The sequence below is a fragment of the Cochleicola gelatinilyticus genome, from assembly GCF_001637325.1.
GTDB lineage: Bacteria > Bacteroidota > Bacteroidia > Flavobacteriales > Flavobacteriaceae > Cochleicola > Cochleicola gelatinilyticus.
The window spans coordinates 197,282-218,143 of the sequence record NZ_LRXL01000052.1; the positions used below are offsets into that span (position 1 = coordinate 197,282).

The 20,862-nt window shown below is 37.0% G+C and carries 18 protein-coding genes; 10 read left to right on the top strand and 8 right to left on the bottom strand.

What is annotated here, in order from left to right; all coding sequences use genetic code 11:
• Positions 1–92 precede the first annotated feature (92 nt).
• Positions 93–1,799: a T9SS type A sorting domain-containing protein gene (locus tag ULVI_RS13795; RefSeq protein WP_068593380.1), complete on the bottom strand. Its 1,707-nt coding sequence runs from the start codon at positions 1,797–1,799 to the stop codon at positions 93–95.
• 243 nt (positions 1,800–2,042) lie between these two features.
• Here ULVI_RS13795 and ULVI_RS13800 point away from each other — a divergent pair, with 243 nt between their 5' ends.
• A complete protein-coding gene (locus ULVI_RS13800) occupies positions 2,043–2,759 on the top strand; it encodes a T9SS type A sorting domain-containing protein (protein ID WP_068593381.1) in 717 nt (238 codons plus the stop codon).
• A 75-nt stretch (positions 2,760–2,834) separates the two neighbouring features.
• Here ULVI_RS13800 and ULVI_RS13805 read toward each other — a convergent pair whose 3' ends face one another.
• Positions 2,835–4,493 (bottom strand): DUF6029 family protein, encoded by a 1,659-nt coding sequence (locus ULVI_RS13805; RefSeq protein WP_068593382.1) that lies wholly within the window; start codon positions 4,491–4,493, stop codon positions 2,835–2,837.
• A gap of 32 nt (positions 4,494–4,525) precedes the next feature.
• Complete coding sequence (locus tag ULVI_RS13810) at positions 4,526–5,008, bottom strand: TlpA family protein disulfide reductase (protein WP_068593383.1); 483 nt, start codon at positions 5,006–5,008, stop codon at positions 4,526–4,528.
• 145 nt (positions 5,009–5,153) lie between these two features.
• Here ULVI_RS13810 and ULVI_RS13815 point away from each other — a divergent pair, with 145 nt between their 5' ends.
• Positions 5,154–6,437, top strand: a complete 1,284-nt coding sequence (locus ULVI_RS13815) for an Omp28-related outer membrane protein (RefSeq protein ID WP_068593384.1) — start codon at positions 5,154–5,156, stop codon at positions 6,435–6,437.
• 100 nt (positions 6,438–6,537) lie between these two features.
• Here ULVI_RS13815 and pruA read toward each other — a convergent pair whose 3' ends face one another.
• On the bottom strand, positions 6,538–8,163 hold the full coding sequence (gene pruA, locus ULVI_RS13820) for an L-glutamate gamma-semialdehyde dehydrogenase (protein ID WP_068593385.1): 1,626 nt from the start codon (positions 8,161–8,163) through the stop codon (positions 6,538–6,540).
• Between the two features lie 216 nt (positions 8,164–8,379).
• Between pruA and ULVI_RS13825 the strand changes: the two genes are divergently transcribed.
• Complete coding sequence (locus ULVI_RS13825) at positions 8,380–9,084, top strand: NRDE family protein (protein ID WP_068593386.1); 705 nt, start codon at positions 8,380–8,382, stop codon at positions 9,082–9,084.
• Positions 9,081–10,112: a DUF6695 family protein gene (locus tag ULVI_RS13830; protein ID WP_068593387.1), complete on the top strand. Its 1,032-nt coding sequence runs from the start codon at positions 9,081–9,083 to the stop codon at positions 10,110–10,112. The genes ULVI_RS13825 and ULVI_RS13830 overlap by 4 nt, the downstream gene beginning before the upstream one ends.
• Here ULVI_RS13830 and apaG read toward each other — a convergent pair.
• From apaG to ULVI_RS13850, 4 genes are all read right to left on the bottom strand, one after another.
• Positions 10,081–10,467 carry a Co2+/Mg2+ efflux protein ApaG gene (gene apaG, locus ULVI_RS13835; RefSeq protein WP_068593388.1) on the bottom strand — a complete coding sequence of 129 codons (387 nt, stop codon included), beginning with the start codon at positions 10,465–10,467 and terminating at the stop codon, positions 10,081–10,083. The two genes, ULVI_RS13830 and apaG, sit on opposite strands and share 32 nt — an antisense overlap.
• A gap of 6 nt (positions 10,468–10,473) precedes the next feature.
• Positions 10,474–11,646, bottom strand: coding sequence for a DUF3667 domain-containing protein (locus ULVI_RS13840; RefSeq protein WP_197463517.1), 1,173 nt, complete (start codon positions 11,644–11,646; stop codon positions 10,474–10,476).
• A gap of 122 nt (positions 11,647–11,768) precedes the next feature.
• Complete coding sequence (locus ULVI_RS13845) at positions 11,769–13,157, bottom strand: pyridoxal phosphate-dependent decarboxylase family protein (RefSeq protein ID WP_068593389.1); 1,389 nt, start codon at positions 13,155–13,157, stop codon at positions 11,769–11,771.
• A 126-nt stretch (positions 13,158–13,283) separates the two neighbouring features.
• A complete protein-coding gene (locus tag ULVI_RS13850; protein ID WP_068593390.1) occupies positions 13,284–14,537 on the bottom strand; it encodes a type IX secretion system plug protein in 1,254 nt (417 codons plus the stop codon).
• Positions 14,538–14,730: 193 nt separating this feature from the next.
• Here ULVI_RS13850 and ULVI_RS13855 point away from each other — a divergent pair, with 193 nt between their 5' ends.
• Genes ULVI_RS13855 through nqrF form a run of 6 tightly spaced genes read left to right on the top strand, consistent with a single transcriptional unit; the run spans position 14,731 to position 20,812 of the window.
• The gene (locus ULVI_RS13855) at positions 14,731–16,083 is read left to right on the top strand and encodes a Na(+)-translocating NADH-quinone reductase subunit A (RefSeq protein ID WP_068593391.1); all 1,353 of its coding nucleotides are present in this window, start codon (positions 14,731–14,733) and stop codon (positions 16,081–16,083) included.
• Positions 16,084–16,087: 4 nt separating this feature from the next.
• On the top strand, positions 16,088–17,305 hold the full coding sequence (locus ULVI_RS13860; protein ID WP_068593392.1) for an NADH:ubiquinone reductase (Na(+)-transporting) subunit B: 1,218 nt from the start codon (positions 16,088–16,090) through the stop codon (positions 17,303–17,305).
• Positions 17,306–17,307: 2 nt separating this feature from the next.
• Complete coding sequence (locus ULVI_RS13865) at positions 17,308–18,057, top strand: Na(+)-translocating NADH-quinone reductase subunit C (RefSeq protein ID WP_068593393.1); 750 nt, start codon at positions 17,308–17,310, stop codon at positions 18,055–18,057.
• A gap of 3 nt (positions 18,058–18,060) precedes the next feature.
• A complete protein-coding gene (locus ULVI_RS13870; RefSeq protein WP_068593394.1) occupies positions 18,061–18,708 on the top strand; it encodes an NADH:ubiquinone reductase (Na(+)-transporting) subunit D in 648 nt (215 codons plus the stop codon).
• Between the two features lie 54 nt (positions 18,709–18,762).
• Positions 18,763–19,503, top strand: a complete 741-nt coding sequence (gene nqrE, locus ULVI_RS13875) for an NADH:ubiquinone reductase (Na(+)-transporting) subunit E (RefSeq protein ID WP_068593395.1) — start codon at positions 18,763–18,765, stop codon at positions 19,501–19,503.
• A gap of 1 nt (position 19,504) precedes the next feature.
• Complete coding sequence (gene nqrF, locus ULVI_RS13880; RefSeq protein ID WP_068593396.1) at positions 19,505–20,812, top strand: NADH:ubiquinone reductase (Na(+)-transporting) subunit F; 1,308 nt, start codon at positions 19,505–19,507, stop codon at positions 20,810–20,812.
• The last annotated feature ends 50 nt before the right edge of the window (positions 20,813–20,862 follow it).

Consider the following 20,862-nt stretch of genomic DNA (forward strand, 5'->3'; position numbering starts at 1 on the left):
AATATAAAAGTACTGGCTTTCTAACAGAATTTACTTCATAAAAAAAGCTTCGGCATACACCGAAGCTTTTAGTTAAGTTAGGATTAGATCTATTATCTAGCGACAATAAATTTCTTTGTAGATGCACGACCGTCTTGACCGTATATTTTTACAAAATAAGTTCCGGTTTGCAGGTTTGCAACATCTAATTGTGTTTCTAAAGCAATATTAGACTCGGTCATTATTAATTTTCCAAGAATATCATATACTTCAAGGGAAGCGTTCTTTGCGTTACGAACAAATAAAACAGTATTGGCAGGGTTCGGGTATAAGACTACATTTTGCAATGCATCATTGTCTTCTACACCTAAAATTCCATCAGATTTAAAGTTAGTATTTTCTCCCGAACCATATGCACCATTGGTCGAATAAATAATAGTTCCATTTGAGTCGGTAAGTGTTACTGCACCACCTCCATCGCCATAGGTGTCAATAAGTTCAAAGATATAACAATCAGCATCTAAATTAAAAGTTTCATTGATAGTAGTATTATTTCCGTAAGGTCCTCCAAGGTAAACGATCTCATTTTCAGAATTTCTTACACGCCAACGTACTTCGGACCCATAATTATCGGTATTTAAAACCATGTATACGGTTCCCGAACTATTAGGAGCTTGATCGAACGAAATAGAAGCACTATTGTTATCATTGTTTTCGTCGGATGGTATTGTTACCGAAATTGAATTCTCTGCTTCTATTGTAAGAGTAGTTTCAGGTAATATAATCATTTCGCTATGTAAAGCTAAAATGCTTCCGTTGAAAACAAAGGTTTCTGGAGTACCGCCATTAATGCTATACTCAATATCTAATGTTGTTATTGTTTCTTGACCAAGATTTTCAATTGTTACTGTCGGTGCAAAAACATATTCAGTTCCAACACATTGCGATTCGATTGCTCCGATTTCTTCGATGTTTGCATCATTTGCGGTCGTAATACCTGTAAATGCTGGAATGGTTCCGTTACCACTAATAATTAATTGCTGTGTTTCGGTCATAAAGGTTACGATTTCCATGTCGGCTAGTATAGCTTCTACATCGTTATAAGCTGCTGGTACCGTGTAAGTGTACGTTCTGTCTATAAATGTACCTTGCGTTGTGGTTGTTATTTCTTCTCCCCATTGTCCTGTTAGTAAATGAACAAGTCTGTGTTGATGATTGTAATTATTACCTGCATTTCCTCCGGTCTGTGGTCCTAATGTGTTGTTTTGTAATAAAGCGACATTTAAGAGATTTGAATCTTCAGGGCTGTCACCAGTGTAATAAGCTTCTATATGAACCTCCAATTCCCGGGTTTGTACATCTAAGGTAGCTTCAGCTGCCATATTTAGATAAGATTCTGTTGGGAGTACCTGACTTGCAGCATTGGCCCAGCTGCCACGATTAAGTGCAGTAGATCCTGGTGCATTTGAATTTTGTTCCATGCCAGGGAAGTTTTGCCTGTTAATTGTACCTGCAGGGTATCCGGATAATTGACTTTGGTTGGCTAATGCTTGTCCGAAAGGAGTTCTGAAATCAGGCTCATTTCCACTAGGTACCGCATAACTGCCCGCATGAATATTAATTAAAAAAACATTACCTGGATTGGCGTCCTGTAAGCCTTTAGCGATTGCATGACCATCTGGGCAGAATACGCAATGAATTCCGGTAAATTCTTCAAGGATCACTTTTTTGTTTTCAACATCAGTATTAACAATTGTTTGTCCAAATGCTGCAAAAGCAAAAAATAAAGTTACTATTGAAAGATGTAATTTTTTTGTCATAGTGTAAAATTTTTTGTTAAAAATCTATGTAGTTAACAAATATATGTTAATGCAATGATAATTAGAAAAATTTTAACAAAACAAGAAAGTCTATCGTCTTAGTAGGGTTTTTCCAAGTCGCACAATTTCAAGGAAAAACGCTTAATTTTCTCATTTTCTAACAGTTATGTTAGGAAAAATAGTACGTTATTACGTATTTTAGCGTTCTAATTATTTGACTTTATAAATCTAAAAACTTTTACGATGAAAAAGAATTTACTTTTGGCTTGTCTTTTTTTGACAGCACTTACAATGAATGCGCAGTTCACGATTACTGATGTTAACGGTGACGAATATGATGACGGGGATGTGATCTCCTTTGCAACTTTTAATGATGCTGCGGCAAACTTCGATTTTTTTGTAACAAATACTGGGGATGACGTAATTAGAACCAGAATCCTTTTCGAAAGTGCGGAAAATGCTGATGGGAGTGGTCTTGAACTTTGTTATGGTCTTTGTTATACTGGAATTACGATAGGAAACGTATATCCTCCGGGCGATGATTCAATTGATATAGCGCCAGGAGCTTCTACAGGGCAGGGAAATCATATTTACAATGCAGTTGGTGGAGACCAAGTGATTAGTTATGTGTTTAAATTTTACGAAGTTGACGAAGCAGGTAATGAAATTGGGGAGTCTAAGCGTTTAACTTATGAGTATAATCCTGCATTAGGTATCAATGAAAATTCTAAACTAGATCTTACACTAGCTTCTACAGTAATTTCTAATTACCTAACTGTTACCTCTGCCGAAGATCTTATGATGAATGTTTATGATATGCGTGGAGCAATCGTGAAAACAACAAAGATTGGAGCTGGAAGACAAGACGTAAACCTTTCTAACCTCTCTTCTCAAGTATACCTTGTTTCTTTCAAAAATGAAGCGGGTGCTTCAAAAACAGTTAAAGTTATTAAAAACTAATTCTAGAATACATTTTATAAAAAAATCCCGAGAACTATATCTCGGGATTTTTTATTTTCAGTAAAAATTTATTGTTTAAAACGAGACAACAATATTGGCGCTAAGCCCTGTGTTTTCAGGAACAAAACGGCACACGCCACCAACGCAGATAAGCCCTCCACGTTGTCTTCCATAGTTCATTCCTACGCGAGTTCTTCCTTTCGAGTAACTTCCTCCAAAATTATAGTAATGTATTTTACCTTCGCCGCCATAGTTGTAAGAGTCAGCAGCATAAATAGCAAGTCGGGAATTAAAGTTATATTCTATAACTGCAGCAGCCCAATTACCACGATCCTTTTTGCTCCAAAGATGTTGTGCTACTGCTCTTATTGAAGCTCCTTTCTCTAAACGGTAGGTTCCTTCGATTACTCCAATCTGAGCGGTGATATCTCCTTGGGTTCCAATAGGGCCACTTGTAACCCCTTTGTCGATGATTATGTCTTGAAACGTAATAACAGAACTGAACTTTGATGTCCAACGTTTTTTAATTTCGGCACTCCAATCTCTATAAAGTCTAGGGCCTTTACCAATAAATTTAGCTTTATAAAATTTGTTTGGCACATTGTATTCTGCATCTAAACCTCCCCAATACGAAAAGTTAACAGCGATTTTTGTACCGTATTTTCCTCCTAACGGAGATCCTTTATCGAGTGAATAGAATACGTCTAATTGCGTGCCAACTTCCCCAGATCGTTGGTCTGAACTATCTATAATTAATCTTGGTTGTGCATTATAGACATAGATGTTCGTTAACAAATAATCTTGTTGTTTGGTTAATGCCGGAACATAGTTTAATATTTGCTGATTGAAAGTGTTTCCTTCCGCGAAGCGATCACTGTAAAAACTAAAATTTTCTAATCTTCTAAAGGTTCCGTTAATTCCTAATCCTTTTTGAGCATATCCCATATTTACCTGTAGCGCAGTTCCATCATAAAGTTTGTTCGAAACTAGTCGTTCTTCATTTACAATTGCATCTTTAGATTTTGCAATGGCCTCAACACCTCCATAGAAATTTCCAAATACTAAATCTAACCTACCTCCAACTGCATTTACGTTCTTAGGAATTGTATCGTTTTGTCCTCGGTCTTGAAATCTGCTCACGTAGCTCACTCCTAAGCGGATATCAACTTCTTCTATTTTAAGGGCATCGCTTACATCTAAGTTGGCATCGACACCTTGAATCGTTCCTTCAGAAAGTTCGAAACCATTTCGTTGTTGGCCGTAAATACCAGTGAGATCAAAGTATTCGGTGACATCAAATTTAAATCGTAAACCGCGCAATGCATTATTAATTCCTAATTGGCGGTCTTCCCAAGATCTAAAAATAAGACCACTTCCAAATTGTTCGTAAAAATATCCCCCCGTAATATCTAAGTTGTCGTTCTTGTAATTAATATAGTAGGTTGCGATTCCGTTTCCGCCATCATAGATAGGGGCGTACCCTAATAGTGCTGATGGAAGATACGATTCGTATTGTAAACCTGCTGTAAAGTTTCCGAGTGAATAATTTAATTGTAGATAGTTATTGGCTCTAAATTGCCCATCCTCAAATTCGTTACTTGCAGGAAAGTCGATACCTTCATCGGGTTGTAACCATTGTGAATTTGACTCTAGGCCTCCATAGAAGTACCCATTATCTTGTGCAAGAGTAACTGTGCTCAATAGAATAAAGGCACAAAAAATAATTTTTTTCATGAAGTAGTTGTTGGTTGGTTAGTGAAGGTGGCTTAATTCGAATACTCTTTTATCTTTTCATACAATTCGTATTCTGCTCCAGGACTATAGCCTGAATGTCTGTAAACAATTTTATTGTCCTTAATTAATACTGTAAGCGGGACAGTAGCTGCTCCAAGAGCTCTTTTTAAATCATTGTTAAGATCTAGAAGAATTGTATAATCCCAGCCTTTTCCATTTATAAGAGGTTTTACACGTTTCACCGTTCTTGGATCGTCAACAGAGACTGCGATAAGATCTACATTAGTTTCTTCCTGCCAGTCATCGTACACTTCATTAATAGCATCTAGTTCTTTTAAACATGGTACACACCAGGTTGCCCAAAGTGATACAATAACAACGTTATCTTGTGAGGTAGCTTCTTTTATGTTCACTGTTTTTCCATCCATTGTTTCAAGATCAACACTAGGTAGATCTTCTTGAGAGAAAGCAGAAAATGATAATATAAGACTAAATAAAATGGCAATTTTTTTCATGAAGTTGTAATTTATAGTGTAACAATATTAAATAAATAATTTTATAATACAGGTGCAAAGTACTACATTTCAAATTCCTTAATCCTATCGATATAGTATACTAAAAAACCTGTATTATTGTAAGTACAAATAAAATGCCATTGTTATGAAATTAAAAAAACTAGTTAAGTTAAGTATTGTTTTGGCAGCTATTCTCACAGTTTTATCTTGTAGCAAGACCGAAGAGAATGTGCCTTTGGTTGCGAGTATAAATTTAACAAGTTCTTCAGATGATGCCATTCTTACTGTAAATGAAACAGTAGATTTTACTCTTATTGCAGATACGGGAGAAGATTATACTAACCTTGCTGTGTTTTCGGTAAATCAACAAGAAATTCCAGAATCAAGTTACACTTTTACAGAACCTGGAACTTTCGATGTCTTTGCATCTTATGGAGGGCTTAATAGTAATTCAATTTCTTTTACAGTAGTGGAGGAAAATAGTCGTACACTAATTGTTTCTACTGAAAGAGCTTTGCGCAATCAAACAGTTACTTTTACAGTGGTAGATGGAATGGGTGAAGATGCAACTTCTTCATCTACATTTTTTGTTAATGGGACTGAAATTTCAGGAAATGAGTTTAGTGGTTCTGAAGTGGGTGCTTTTGAAGTATACGCAAGTTATCAAGAGGAAGAAATAGATTTTACTACAGAAACCAAAACCTTTGATGTATTTATTCCTAAACGTAAAGTCATGATTGAAGACTATACAGGGACATGGTGTGGGTTCTGCCCAAGAATAAATGCAGCCATCGACGAAGTTGTAAATCAAACTTCCGATATTTCAATTGTTGCGATCCATGAAACCTCCTTTTCATATCCTGACCCTTATGATTTTGAAGATATTGATATTTTAAAGGCTGAATTTAATTTAGCAGGTTTTCCGCAAGGACGTATTAATAGAACAGTTATTTGGGCTACTCCATATGCTGCCAGTGACATTGTTGATCTTGCTGGTGCAGAAACGAACCTTGCCATTGGGATTAATTCTTCTATAAATGGAAATACGCTAACTATCGATGTAGATGCAGTATTTGAAAATGGATCTAATTCGGGAGATAAAATCGTAGTATATCTAACAGAGAGTGGATTAATTCACCCACAAGTTAATTACTTAAATGACGATCCTACGAGTCCGTACTTCGGACAAGGAGATATTATAGAAGATTTTGAACACAACCATGTATTACGACAGTCGTTAACAAACGTTTTAGGTGATCCTTTAGCAGCTACAGGTGCCTATGAGCTTTACGAAAAAACGTATACCACAACTATTCCAACAGAATACAATAGAGAAACACTCGAGATTGTGGTGATGATTACCGATGCGGACAATAATGCTAAAAATTCACAACATGCAAAAGTGAATGTGAACAAACTATTCGACTAAAAATCGTCGCTTTAAAAAAAGTAAACACTTTAATAAAAAAACGGATACAAATTATATTGTATCCGTTTTTTAGTTTCTATTAGAAAAACTCTCTAAGATATTATCCTAGAAATGGATATTTATAATCTGTTGGAGTTACAAAGGTTTCTTTTATCATTCTTGGAGAAATCCATCGATATAAGTTTAATTTGCTTCCTGCTTTATCGTTGGTTCCACTCGCTCTAGCACCACCAAAGGGTTGTTGACCTACAACTGCACCTGTCGGCTTATCGTTAATGTAAAAGTTTCCTGCAGCATTTTCTAAAGCACGCACGGCATTTTCAAGCTCGTACCGATCTTCACTAAATACAGCACCTGTTAATGCGTATTCTCCAGTCTCGTCCACTAATTGAAGTGTTTTTTCCCAATCCTTATCGTCGTACACATAAATGGTAACCACTGGCCCGAATAATTCGGTACACATGGTGGTATAATTAGGATCTTCAGTTACGATTACGGTAGGCTCAATAAAATATCCTTTACTTTTATCGTATCCACCTCCTGCGATTATAGAGGCTTTTTTATCTTTTTTAGCTTGATCGATAAAACTTGCTAATTTGTCAAAAGAACCTTCATGAATAACAGCTGTTATAAAATTCTCCATTTGTTCTGGAGATCCCATCTTAAAGGAATTCATGTCAGCTAATAAGAATTTCTCTACATCTTTCCAAATGCTTTTAGATATGTAGCAACGACTTGCGGCACTACATTTTTGTCCTTGAAATTCGAAAGCTCCTCTAGCAATCGCTGTTGCTACTTGTTGAGGATTAGCAGTTTTATGAGCAACAATAAAGTCTTTACCACCTGTTTCACCTACAATTCTTGGATAGGTCTTGTAGTTATGAATGTTCGTTCCAATTTTTTGCCAAATATCTTTAAATACATGAGTTGATCCAGTAAAATGAATTCCACTAAAATCAGGACTTGCCAAAACCGTATCGGTAATCATAACGGGGTCTCCCATAACCATGTTAATAACTCCGGGAGGAACTCCTGCCTCTTCAAAAATGTCCAGAATTACTTTTGCAGAATATACTTGGCTGTCACTTGGTTTCCAAACAACTACATTCCCCATTAAAGCAGCACTTGCTGGTAAATTTCCTGCGATGGCTGTAAAGTTAAAAGGTGTAATCGCATATACAAATCCTTCTAAGGGACGGTACTCAAGTCGGTTCCATGCGCCAGATGTAGATGCAGGTTGTTCTGCATATATCTCGGTCATGTACTGTACATTGAAACGTAAAAAATCGATTAACTCACATGCGGCATCAATTTCCGCCTGATAAATATTTTTAGATTGAGCCAGCATCGTTGCGGCATTAATCTTAGCTCGGTAGGGTCCAGCAATTAATTCAGCAGCACGAAGAAAAATCCCTGCACGTTGTTCCCATGGCATTTGAGACCATTTTTTACGAGCTTCTAAAGCAGTTTCAATTGCTTCGTCAACGTGTTTTTTTTCTGCTTTATGATAACTTCCTAACACATGTTGATGATCGTGCGGACAAGACATCGTCGCGGTGTCTTTAGTTTTTACGTCCTTTCCATTTATGTACAAGGGTACCTCTACAGTACTGTTGTACATTTGTTTGTACGTTTTGCTTACTTCTGCACGTTCCGGTGAGCCCGGTGCGTAATCTTTTACCGGTTCGTTTACCGGGACTGGCACTTCAAAAAATCCTTTTCCCATAGAAAATTTAACTTTTAACCTTCAGAAAACAGAAGGTCTATTAATACTTATTTTATCTTCTTTTTTGTGGTTGCAAAGGTACGAATTTAGAAGCATGAAACCTTGCGTTCCGTATTTCAAAAAAAATTGAAGGTTTGTGCTGTAATTAGCCTGTAAAAATGTGGCATTTTCCAGAAGGTTTCGTAAGTTTCTCGATTAAAATAAGACCACCTTTCTATGTGTACGGTAACCTTTATTCCAAAATCTGGAACTAATTTTATTTTAACGTCGAATAGAGATGAAGCTCCAACGCGAATGACACTTTCTCCACAGCGCTATACTGTTAATGATACGAAGCTATTGTTTCCTAAAGATACTTTGGCTGGGGGAACCTGGATTGGAGTTAGTGAACACAATCGATTAATATGTTTGTTAAATGGGGGTTTTGCTCCTCATAAGCGCAAATCATCCTATCGGTTAAGTCGAGGTGTAATTGTGACCGATCTACTCACAGCCAAAGATGTTGTTTCTGAAATAAAAGCATACGATTTTAACGGTATCGAACCCTTTACTATTATTCTGGTAGATTGGTCGAAACAGCTTCAGTTATACGAATTGGTTTGGAATGGAGTAGAAGCACACTTTAAAGAGAAACCTCTGGCACCACACATCTGGTCTTCTTCCTTACTATATTCCGAAGGCGTAAAGAATAAACGTAAAAAGTGGTTTTCTGAATTTATTTTTAATGCTTTAAACCCTTCTGAAACAGAAATTTTAAATTTTCACAAAACGGCGGGCGAAGGCGATTTGCATACTAATCTCGTTATGGATCGTGATTTTGTAAAAACAAAAAGTATGACTCAAGTTTCACATACTACTCATGGAACAACAATGCGGTATGAAGATCTTGAAACCCAACAAATAACCACAACCACTATTTGAAATCTACAGGAAAAATAATCGTGCTTGCCTTTCCCGATACGTTTGTAACGATGAGTGAGGAATGGATTTGTAAAGTATTGCCTTTGGTTGGTTTAGGAACCAAAGAATATATAAAAGCGGGGCATGCTGCATTAGTGCTTATTGAAAATAAAACTGGCGCGGCACGGTATTTTGACTTCGGAAGATATGTCACTCCAAAAGGATTTGGAAGAGTGCGTGGCGCAAATACCGATGCTGAACTTGAAATCCCATTTAAAGCGAACATTTCTGAAACAGGTTCGTTAAAAAACACACATGATTTTCTTTTATGGCTGGATGCTAATCCCTTAAAAACCCATGGAGAAGGACGTTTGCTCGCCTCTGTATGTGATGCGATTCATTTTAAAAATGCCGAAAAGTACATCGGCCAATTACAAGAACGAGGAAGCATTCCGTACGGTGCATTCGATAAAACAGGAAGCAATTGTTCTCGTTTTGTAACCGATACTATTTTAGCAGCCACAAACCACAAAGGAATTCGCAAAGCACTTTTATTTAATAAATTATTCACCCCTAGTACGGTTGGGAATGTAGAAAAAGCTGCATCACAACGAGAAGTTTTTGAGGTTAAAAATGGAAAGATTGATCTGTTTCAAGGGAGTGCCCTAAAAGAAAATCTCACCAATTATTTTGATGTTGCTAAGAAAACACCCGCTATAAAGGTGGTTGCCTCTAAAAATTCTTCGGAAACAATAAAGAAAAGTACGCTTCAAAAATTAACCGGAACAGGAAGTAGTGCTTATTTCGAATTGCTCCAAGAACCACTTTCTACAGACCATTATCGCATACGCCGTTACAATGAACTTATGGAAATTGACTTCGATGGGGTGTATTTTTCAGAAGAATTTGAAGCTTCAGAGGCGTATGTATTTACGTATGATTCGCATTGTGAATTTTGCCATGTGTTTCAGAATAATAAAAAAATAAAACTTCAGAAGATCGCTAGCTATGCCGAGTTTAGTTCACGGCAAAAGGAGCATTCAGTTTAAAATTAGGAATTGCAACTTTAAACAAGCTGTTCGTGGAGAAGTTAATCATACGGTAATAGCCTTGCATAGAACCAAACGGAGATTGTAACAGGCAACCACTACTGTAGGTGTGTTTTTCGCCCGACTTTAATGTTGGTTGCACTCCAATAACACCATCGCCCTCAACAACTTCTACAGCGTTTAAAGAATCTCGTATTTCCCAGTATCGTGATGCTAGTTGTACAGTATGCTCACTTTGGTTTTCTATGGTAATGGTGTAGGAAAAGGCATATTGCGTTTTAATATCTTCGTAATAGGCCCCTTCAAACCGTGTTACGATAGAAACTTTTATGCCTTGTGTTATTAATTGTACCATCTATTATTAATATAACGCTGCCGATATAAATAGAAAGATCAGTCCGGCAATTGTTGTGCTGATCCAGAAAAATATATTTAAAAATACAAATTTTATTATGGTTATCAAACGTTTTTGCTGGTAGTAATTGCGTAATGCTTTATAAAAGTAAAATGGGCCAATAATTAAAAATAAAAGACCTTGTAAAATGTCTGTACCTATAATAAGGTCGGGTATCATTGCAATAAGAAGTGCCAAAAAAACAAAACTGAAAATATGAAACAGAAAGACCAAATGCTCCATATAATAGCGTTTTTTTCTATAATATAAGAGCCATAGAAAAAGCGCTAAGATCGGAGAACAGAAAAATAAAAAGAAAGGTGTTTTCTGAACCATATAGTTGATAAAACCATAGGGGTTTTCTTTAATGCGCTCTATAGATTCTACTTTTTCATACATCCATTTGTTAAATGCTGTTTTGGGATGTTTTAAACTGTCGAGTGCTATCTCTGCTTGTTTAATTTCATTGCGTTCGTAAAAGCCTCTGTATATACCAAACCTTTCGTAGATGCGTTCACCAGAAGAAAGGGATTGTAATTCTTTTTCAGAAAGGTAAGTGTAGTCGTATTCGTATTCTTCGGTTTGTTTTGTTTTAGTTGCGGTAGAATCGTTTTTGCTCGCAAGTGTATCGTTGCGGACGATTTTATTTTGTTGTTGGGTGCTAGAATCAATTTTAATTTTTAAAATTCCTACATCAAGATCTTTTTTCTTTCCGTCATCAATACCAGTATAAATATTTTCGAATTCATCTTGGGGGCTGTTATCTTCGAAATAGGTGACGACACTGTACAATAAAAAATAGATAATAGAAACACTCAAAAAAAATCGAAACGGATTTGCATATTTTAAACGCTGCCCCTTCATGTAATTTCGGGTAATTCTGCCAGGTCTAAAAAGTAGGTCGGTAATGGTGTATCGCAATCGAGAATCATAGCTGATCACGCTACTTAAAAATTCTAAAACAAAGTCTTTCAGCGATAAGGGCTTCGTGCTATTAAGCTGTGAGCAGTATGGGCAATAAACATCGCTAAGATCTAACGGTTGTCCGCAATTAAGACATGTGTTGCTCCTGTATTTAAAATGTTTCCTACTGTCTTCGGAAACCTTTTTATTTAATTTTTTAGGTATTTTTTTGCTCACCAAGTAAAAGTAAAATTTTATTCTAAATATGAAAGTGAGTAAGCAATTAAATTGAATGCGTTCGCATTTATATTGAAATAGCTAGCTTAGAAAAATGTGTTTTTAATTTATAGTTTTAAAAATTACTGCTGAAACACTTCTGGCGCTTTTAATTCGGGGTGTTTAGCTACGAAATTCTCCAATACCTCAAAGAAATTTAAGATTTCCTCTTTACTATTTCCTGAGTTAATTGTTACCAAACGCACAAATTCAGTGTGGTTGAAATGACCAAATCCTACCATGAGCGATCCTTGTTTGTATAAAGCGGTACAAAGTTGTTGAGCTGGGATGTTCTTGTAATTAAAACACACAGAAATCGAGTCTTTAAAACTGTATAACGTGTAATCGGGATGGTTGTTAATATACTCACGGGCTACTTCCGACAGATGAAATTGGTGATTAATAATCGATTCTAGACCATTTGTGCCGACCGATTTCCAAAGTGTCCAAAATTTTAAGGCATCGTTGCGGCGTCCACATTGCAAGGAGGTTTTTCCTAAATTATAGTCATCACCATCGGTTTGATACAAATATGCTGCATCGTTAGAAAACGAATCGTACAAATATTTTTTATGCTTTGTTACAATAATAGAACAACTTAAAGGCGTGCCTAACATTTTATGTGCATTTACACTAAAAGAATCGGTTTCTTCAAGTCCATCTACCAAATGGTTGTATTTTTTACTGAAGATTACTCCACCACAATACGCACCATCCACATGCAGCCAAAGATTGTATTTTTTACAAATTTTACTTAATGGAGGAATGGCATCGAAAGCACCTAATACTGTAGTTCCAGCAGTAGCATTTACAAAGAAAGGGTGGAAGTTGTCTTCACGATCTTTTTTAATTTGAGCCTCCAGTTTCGAAGGGATCATCTTTCCTTGCTCATCGGTGTCTATGTACCGAACTTGTTTGCGTCCAATGCCCATAAAAGCAGCATTCTTAGGAATGGAGTAATGTGATTCTGCGGAAGTGTATAACGTAAGTTTTTGCTGCACGCCCTCATGGGGAATAGTGTCGTTATAGGCGTCGCGAGCCATAACCATTGCCATAAAATTACTCATAGAACCTCCAGGTGCGAATGTACCATCGCTGTCGTTTCCGTATCCAATCATGTCACATATACGATGTAGGATTTCTTTTTCGATTCCTACTTGCGGTCCAGCAACTTTATAGGTATACATGCTGTTATTTAAAAGTACGGCCAATAGGTCTCCTAAAGTGGCTTTTGGTTTTCTACCACCGAATAACTGATTAAAAAACAAATTTGAAGCTGTTCTTGGGGTGTTTATTACTAAAGCTTCTAAAGTTTTTTCGAAATATGCTTCAGAAACGGGAGTGTCTTGAAGAGAAATATCTAGCGTTTCCAGTAAACGTTCTGCAGGAATCGGGGTGGCTACTGGTTGATCTTTTTCTGCCTTCAGTAATAACGCACTTAGTTTATTGAATAATTCCAGTTCTTTTTTCATAGGGTGTATTTCATTGCTTCGGAAGGGATCTTATTAAGCCTTATGGGTTCCGAAAAAATGTATGTTTTGTAATAGTATGTTAAGGCTTTTGAAGGTTCTAAACAGAGCTGAAGTTTTTATGTTCTTTTAGTTGTCGGTAATGTTGTTTGAATTTCCTTTACCCATCCCTATAATTCGGTCGAATCGGGCGCCAAGATCTCTAAAATATACTACTACTGTATATTCGTTTTCAGTTTGCCAAAAGTTTCCGTCGATAGCACCTTCATCTACACTGCCATCACGATTAACCAAGACATATTTATAATCATAATATCCTTGTTTAAAAAGGCGTGTATTTTTATAAGTGTCACTAGCTTCATCGTATTTCATATAGGTGCTTTCGTCGATCGTGTAATTATTGAAATTTCCGAAGAGGTGAATTTCTTTATTTTCAATAGGCTCAAAATATTGAAGGTTAAAATGCATCTTTACATAATCGGCTTCAATATTATTATTTTCAGCATCAATATTTCGTACTACAAAATTTCCGTTCACATCGGGGTTGTAGGTGTAAGGACGATCCTTGCGAGCGCCATTAGTGTATAGTATATTTTCGTATAAATCGCTCACTTCAACACGGCGTACACCATTGGTAGCCGCACGAATGTCTTTATTGTCGAAGCTGAGGTATTCATTTCCACCCCAAAAAGCAGACTCTTTATTATAGCGATAAATTAATTCTGTACCAATGGTATATTGTGGTTTTAAGTCGGTAATGGCTGTTTTTAAATTGCTGTTCTGAATAACCAGTGTTTTAACCGTTTGTTTTGGATTTATTAATAATAATGAAGGAGAGTTAATTGTGAATTGAACCAATTGTTGTTCTTCTATGTATTTAAAATCACGAACACGTTTTATAGATACGGAAACACCTACAACTTCTTCAATCACCATAAATTTTCGGGAAAAGATAAGTTCGCCATCATCATTAAAAAGGCTTAATAAATAATTTCCGCTTTTTGTAATGCCTCGGGTTTCACGATTTGGAATGGAAAGTTGGTAATTGGAAAATATCTGAAGCGTATTTAAAGAATTTTCATAGGTTTCAATACGTACATCATCAAAACCATTTAAATATTCTCCTTTAGAAAGGTCGCTTGGAGTCCAGTCGAAATTGTGATGGGTAATAGTATAGTAAAAATCTTCTTCTCGGCCATTTAACGCATCGAAAGTTAGTTGTAAACGTTGCCCCAATTTAATAATGGGTAATTCACTTTGCGCAGTGTTTCCACGAAACTGAATCGTTTTAATGTAAGGCGGAGCTGCCTTTTCTTGAACTTGCGCATGACTGTTAAAGAGCATCCCGAAGAGGAATAAAGTACACAGAATTTTTTGAAACATAAATGGTGTTTTAGGTGGATAAAGATAAACAATTTTTGTGCCCTAATATTGTAGCGTGATATGCGTAGCTTTTTTCTGAAGAAAATTCGTTTAATTCTTGTGAGATGCTAACTTAAATTTATAAATTTGCACTCCCTAAATCCCGATAACTTTCGGGTGGGGTTTCAAAAGAGAATTTTAACACCACTATCCTATGTCCAAAGACATTAAGATTAAAAAAGGGATGACCATTCGTTTAAAAGGCGAAGCGGATAAAACACTCTCTAACGCGCCGCGTTCCAGAACTTTTACAATCAGACCTTCAGATCTTCATTTAATTACTCCTAAAATGGTAGTTAAAGAAGGTGCCAAAGTACAAGCGGGAGACACCCTCTTTTATAGCAAAGCAGATGAAGCAATAAAATTCACCTCTCCAGTAAGCGGAACGCTTACTACCATAGAAAGAGGTGCGAAACGAGTAATCACCGAGATTTTAATCGAAGGAGATGCACAGGACAGTTTTAAGGATTTCGGAACTCTTAATCCGACTTCGGCAGATGCTGCGCTTATTAAAGCTCGTCTTTTAGAAGCAGGTTGTTGGCCATTTATAAAACAACGTCCGTACGATGTAATCGCTAATTCTGAAGCAACACCAAGAGATATTTTTGTTTCGGCCTATGCCAGTGCTCCTTTAAGTGCCGATTACGATTTTACGCTTGTAGGTAAAGAGCCTGAGTTACAAGCTGCTGTAACTGCTCTTAGTAAACTTACTGAAGGCAAGGTGCATGTAGGAGTTGATGCTAAAGGGAATTCACAATTTAAGGGATTAACCGATATTACAGTTCACGATGTATATGGACCCCATCCTGCAGGAAACGTAGGGACTCAAATCGCCATGATCGCTCCTGTTAATAAAGGAGAGACTGTATGGACAATTGCTCCTCAGGATCTTGTAATTATTGGGGAATTGTTGTTAACTGGAAAATATAATGCTGAGCGAATCATTGCTTTAAGTGGTTCTTCAGTAAAAGCGCCAAAATATTATCGAACACGAATAGGTGCAGAGGTGTCTACCTTTGTATACGATTCTGGTTTGGATGAGGAGAATGTGCGTGTTATTAGCGGAGATGTGTTAACAGGAACAAAAGTTTCTTTAAAGAAGCATTTAGGATTTTATCATAATACAGTTACTGTCATTCCGGAGGGAGATGATTACGACTTTTTTGGATGGAACAAACCAGTATTTAATAAAATATCAGCGTCAAGAGCATTAACGTTCTCTTGGATGTTTCCGAAGAAAAAATTTGAACTAGACACCAATACAAACGGTGAGCATAGAGCTTTCGTACTTACTGGAAATTATGAGCAAGTATTTCCAATGGACATTTATCCGTTGCAAATCTTAAAAGCTTGTATGGTTCAGGACTTAGATGCAATGGAGGCTTTAGGAATGTATGAAGTAGCTCCCGAGGACTTCGCACTTACCGAGTTCATTTGTGTTTCAAAACAACCGCATCAACAGATCATTCGTAATGGTCTTGATTTAATGTATAAAGAAATAGGATAACGCTATGGGATTGAAACAAAAATTACATACCCTTAAAATGAAGTACAAAGGTACGAAGATGGCGCCTGCGTTTAACGCGTTGCATACCTTTTTGTACCTTCCAAATGAAACAACCCACTCGGGCAGTCACGTGCGTGTAGCAGACGATCTAAAGCGAACGATGAACATCGTTATTATGGCTTTGGTTCCTTGTTTGATCTTTGGGATTTTTAATACGGGATATCAGCATTATGCTGCAATAGATGAGGCATTACGTGCTGCGCCCTTGGCAAATTTCTTTACGTGGGATAACTTTATTATGGGATGCTGGACTGTATTACCATTGGTGATCGTTTCGTATGGTGTGGGTCTAGCAGTTGAATTTCTTTTTGCTGTGATTAAAGGTCACGAAGTAGAAGAAGGATACTTGGTGACAGGAATGTTAGTGCCGTTGATTGTGCCTATTGATATCCCACTTTGGATGCTGGCTGTAGCCGTGATCTTTGGTGTGGTGATTGGAAAAGAAGTGTTTGGTGGTACTGGAATGAACATCTTAAATCCTGCGCTTACCATTCGTGCGTTTCTTTTCTTTGCATATCCAACTTGGATGAGTGGAGATAAGGTATGGGTACATGGTGCTGTAGAAAGACAACAGGAAATAGCAGCAGGTGCGAATGTAGATGCAATTTCTGGAGAAACTATCTTAGGAAGTTACGCACAGAACAGCTCGGTGGTTTACGATTACTGGGATATGTTTTGGGGCTTTATACCTGGTTCAGTTGGAGAAACTTCGAAAGTGTTAATCATTATAGGGGCCTTATTCCTCATCTTTACGAAGATTGGAAGTTGGAGAATTATTTTTAGCACCCTTATTGGAGCACTCACAATGGGGCTTATCTTTAATGGTGTAGTCGATGCTGGATGGATTGGAGAAAGCAGTAAATTCTACGGATTAATGAGTGTTCCATTCTGGCAACATCTTATTATAGGAAGTATTTTATTTGGAGCTGTATATATGGCAACCGACCCAGTAACGGCGTCGCAAACCAATAAAGGAAAATGGATCTACGGATTCCTTATCGGATTTATATCAATTATGATTCGGGTATTTAACCCGGCATATCCAGAAGGAGTATTCTTAGCAATTTTATTAATGAATGTATTTGCACCAACTATAGATCACTATGTGTTGCAAGGGAACATAAAACGAAGAATGAAACGTCTAAAAGTTAAAACCGCGTAAGCATGGCAATTAACACAGATAAAAATAGCTACACCATCCTCTTTGCCGTTATCATGGTAGTTGTGGTTGGATCGATCCTCGCAGGTTTTGCAAGCGGATTGAAACCTTTGGTGAAAGCAAACGAAAAATACGAAAAGCAACAGAATATTCTGTATGCGATGAATGTAAACGATAATGAAGGTGATGGGGACGTTACTTTTATTCCTACCGATAAAGTGGAAGATGTTTTTAACACCTACATTAAAAAACAATTGGTGATTCAAGGAGACAAAGTAACCGAAGATCCCGAAGCTTTCTTAATCGACCTTAAAAAAGAAGAAACAAAAGCAAAAGATGATTCGTACGAAAGACGTTTGCCTTTGTTCGTAGGAGAAAAAGATGGGAAAGAAATATATGTTATGCCAGTTCGAGGAAAAGGACTTTGGGATGCGATATGGGGCTTTGTAGCGGTAGATAAATCGATGACTATTCAAGGAGTGTATTTCGATCATAAAGGGGAAACACCAGGATTAGGTGCCGAAATAAAACAACGTTACTTCATGGACGATTTTACGGGAGAAAGTTTCCTTAACGGAAATGCTTTCGAAGGTATTAATGTCGCTAAAGGAAACAACGATCCAAAGAATACTAATACAGATGATAATGCAGTTGACGCATTAGCAGGAGCGACCATTACTGGTGACGGAGTAACTGCTATGCTGAGAAAAGACGTTCGTTTGTATGTGCCTTATTTTCAAAAATTAAATCAATAAGCTATGGGACTTTTATCAAAAAAAGATAGCAAATTAATACTCGATCCATTAGCCGACGACAACCCTATTACTATTCAGGTATTAGGTATTTGTTCGGCACTGGCAATTACAGCACAACTGAAACCATCTATCGTAATGGCAGTTTCAGTAATATTTGTACTCGGAGTAGGAAACGTCGTAATTTCATTAATGCGAAATATCATTCCTTCAAAAATTCGAATTATTGTACAATTAATCGTTGTTGCAACGCTAGTAATTATTGTTGATCAAGTGCTGAAAGCTTTTGCATACGAACTCAGTAAAGAACTATCGGTTTTCATTGGTTTAATTATTACCAACTGTATTATCATGGGGCGTTTTGAAGCTTTTGCATTAGGGAATGGTCCGTGGCGATCTTTTCTTGACGGAATAGGAAACGCTGCTGGATACGGATTAATCTTAATTATTGTCGGATTTTTCAGAGAATTATTGGGATCAGGTACTTTATTTGGATTTCAAGTAATGGGAGACCCTGTTGAAAAAACCGGATTGTATGCTATTGGCTATGAGAATAACGGATTTATGGTTTTGCCGCCTATGGCATTGATCGTAGTAGGTTTGATCATTTGGGTACAACGTTCAAGAAACAAAGAACTTATTGAAGAAAACTAAGTTTCAGTATCCAATTACTGAATACTGATAACTGAACACTGATATACTGAAATAATGGAACATATAGAATTATTTTTTAAATCGATCTTTGTAGATAACATGGTATTTGCATACTTCCTCGGAATGTGCTCGTATCTTGCAGTCTCTAAAAAGGTAAGCACAGCGGTAGGTCTTGGTGCTGCCGTGATCTTTGTATTAACGGTAACTGTGCCTTTAAACTGGTTGCTTGACCAGTACATTCTTCAAGAAGGAGCGTTGAAATGGTTAGGAGCAGAATACGCAGAATACGATCTTAGCTTTTTGTCGTTTATTTTATTTATTGCGACCATTGCAACTATGGTACAATTGGTAGAAATTATTGTTGAAAAATTCTCTCCTTCACTTTATAATTCACTTGGAATTTTCCTCCCCTTAATTGCAGTAAACTGTGCAATTTTAGGAGGTTCATTATTCATGCAATCAAGAGAAATCGAAACGCTTGGATTAGCGCTTAATTACGGTTTCAGTTCGGGAATTGGTTGGTTCTTAGCCATTGTAGCTATTGCTGCCATTCGTGAAAAAATTAGATATTCGAACGTTCCCGCGCCGCTTCGTGGACTGGGAATTACCTTTATTATTACAGGACTTATGGCTATTGGTTTTATGAGCTTCGGTGGAATGTTAACTGGTGGTGATGAAGAGAGTCCATCTCTAGATAGTGATCCATCGAACGTAGGAATGAAGACTGAAAAAGTTCAAAAAGAAAGTGTAGAATCTACTGAAGCGGTATCAGTTTCAGAAATAACAGCCCAATAATATGTTTCTAGCAGCAAGTACTTTAGGAGTTATTATAGCAACAGTGGTTGCCTTTTTAGTATTAACATTACTATTGGTAGCGCTATTGTTATTCACAAAACAGAAGTTGTCTCCATCGGGTCCGGTAACAATTACCATAAACGATGAGAAAAAAATTGAAGTAGAATCGGGAGGAACACTTCTTTCTACTTTAGGTAATAATAAAATATTCTTACCCTCTGCCTGCGGAGGTGGAGGTACATGTATTCAGTGCGAATGTCATGTGTTAGAAGGTGGAGGAGAAGCGCTTCCTACCGAAACACCACACTTTAGTAGAAAAGAATTAAAAGATGGAGCTCGTTTGTCATGTCAAGTAAAAGTAAAACAAGACATGAATATTCATATTCCAGAAGAAGTTTTCGGAATTAAAAAATGGGACGCGACCGTTGTTCGTAATTACAATGTAGCTTCTTTCATTAAAGAATTTGTAGTGGAGATCCCTGAAGATATGAACTACAAGGCTGGTGGATATATTCAAATTGAAATTCCTCCTTGTGAAGTGAAATTCGAGAATATGGATATCACTGCTCACCCAGAAGAACACGAAACTCCAGATAAATTCCAAGCAGAGTGGGATAAATTTGGCTTGTGGCCCTTAGTGATGAAAAATAATGAAACCGTAGAAAGGGCATATTCTATGGCTTCTTACCCTGCGGAGGGGCGTGAGATCATGTTGAATGTTCGTATTGCGACGCCGCCATGGGATCGTGCTAAAAACCAATGGATGCAGGTAAATCCAGGAATCGCTTCTTCCTATATTTTCGATCGTAAAAAAGGAGATAAAGTAGTAATTTCAGGACCTTACGGTGAATTCTTTATCAATCCTTCTGAAGCAGAAATGTTATATGTGGGTGGTGGAGCTGGAATGGCACCTATGCGTTCTCACTTATATCACTTATTTAAAACGCTTAAAACAGGTCGTAAAGTAACATATTGGTACGGTGGACGCTCAAAAAGAGAATTGTTCTATTTAGATCATTTTAAAGAATTAGAGCAGGAGTTTCCTAACTTTAAATTTTACTTAGCCTTGTCCGAACCTATGGAAGAAGATAATTGGAAGGTAAAAGAGAATATCGACGCACCAGGAGATGGTTTTGTTGGGTTTATTCACCAAGTAGTGATCGATAACTATTTGAATCATCATGAAGAACCAGAAGATATCGAATTGTACTTTTGTGGACCTCCATTAATGAACCAAGCCGTTCAGAAAATGGGAGAAGACTTCGGAATCCCAGATGAGAATATCCGTTTCGATGATTTTGGAGGATAGACTTTAAGAAATATATTATTAAAAACCGTTTCAGTCGTTGAAACGGTTTT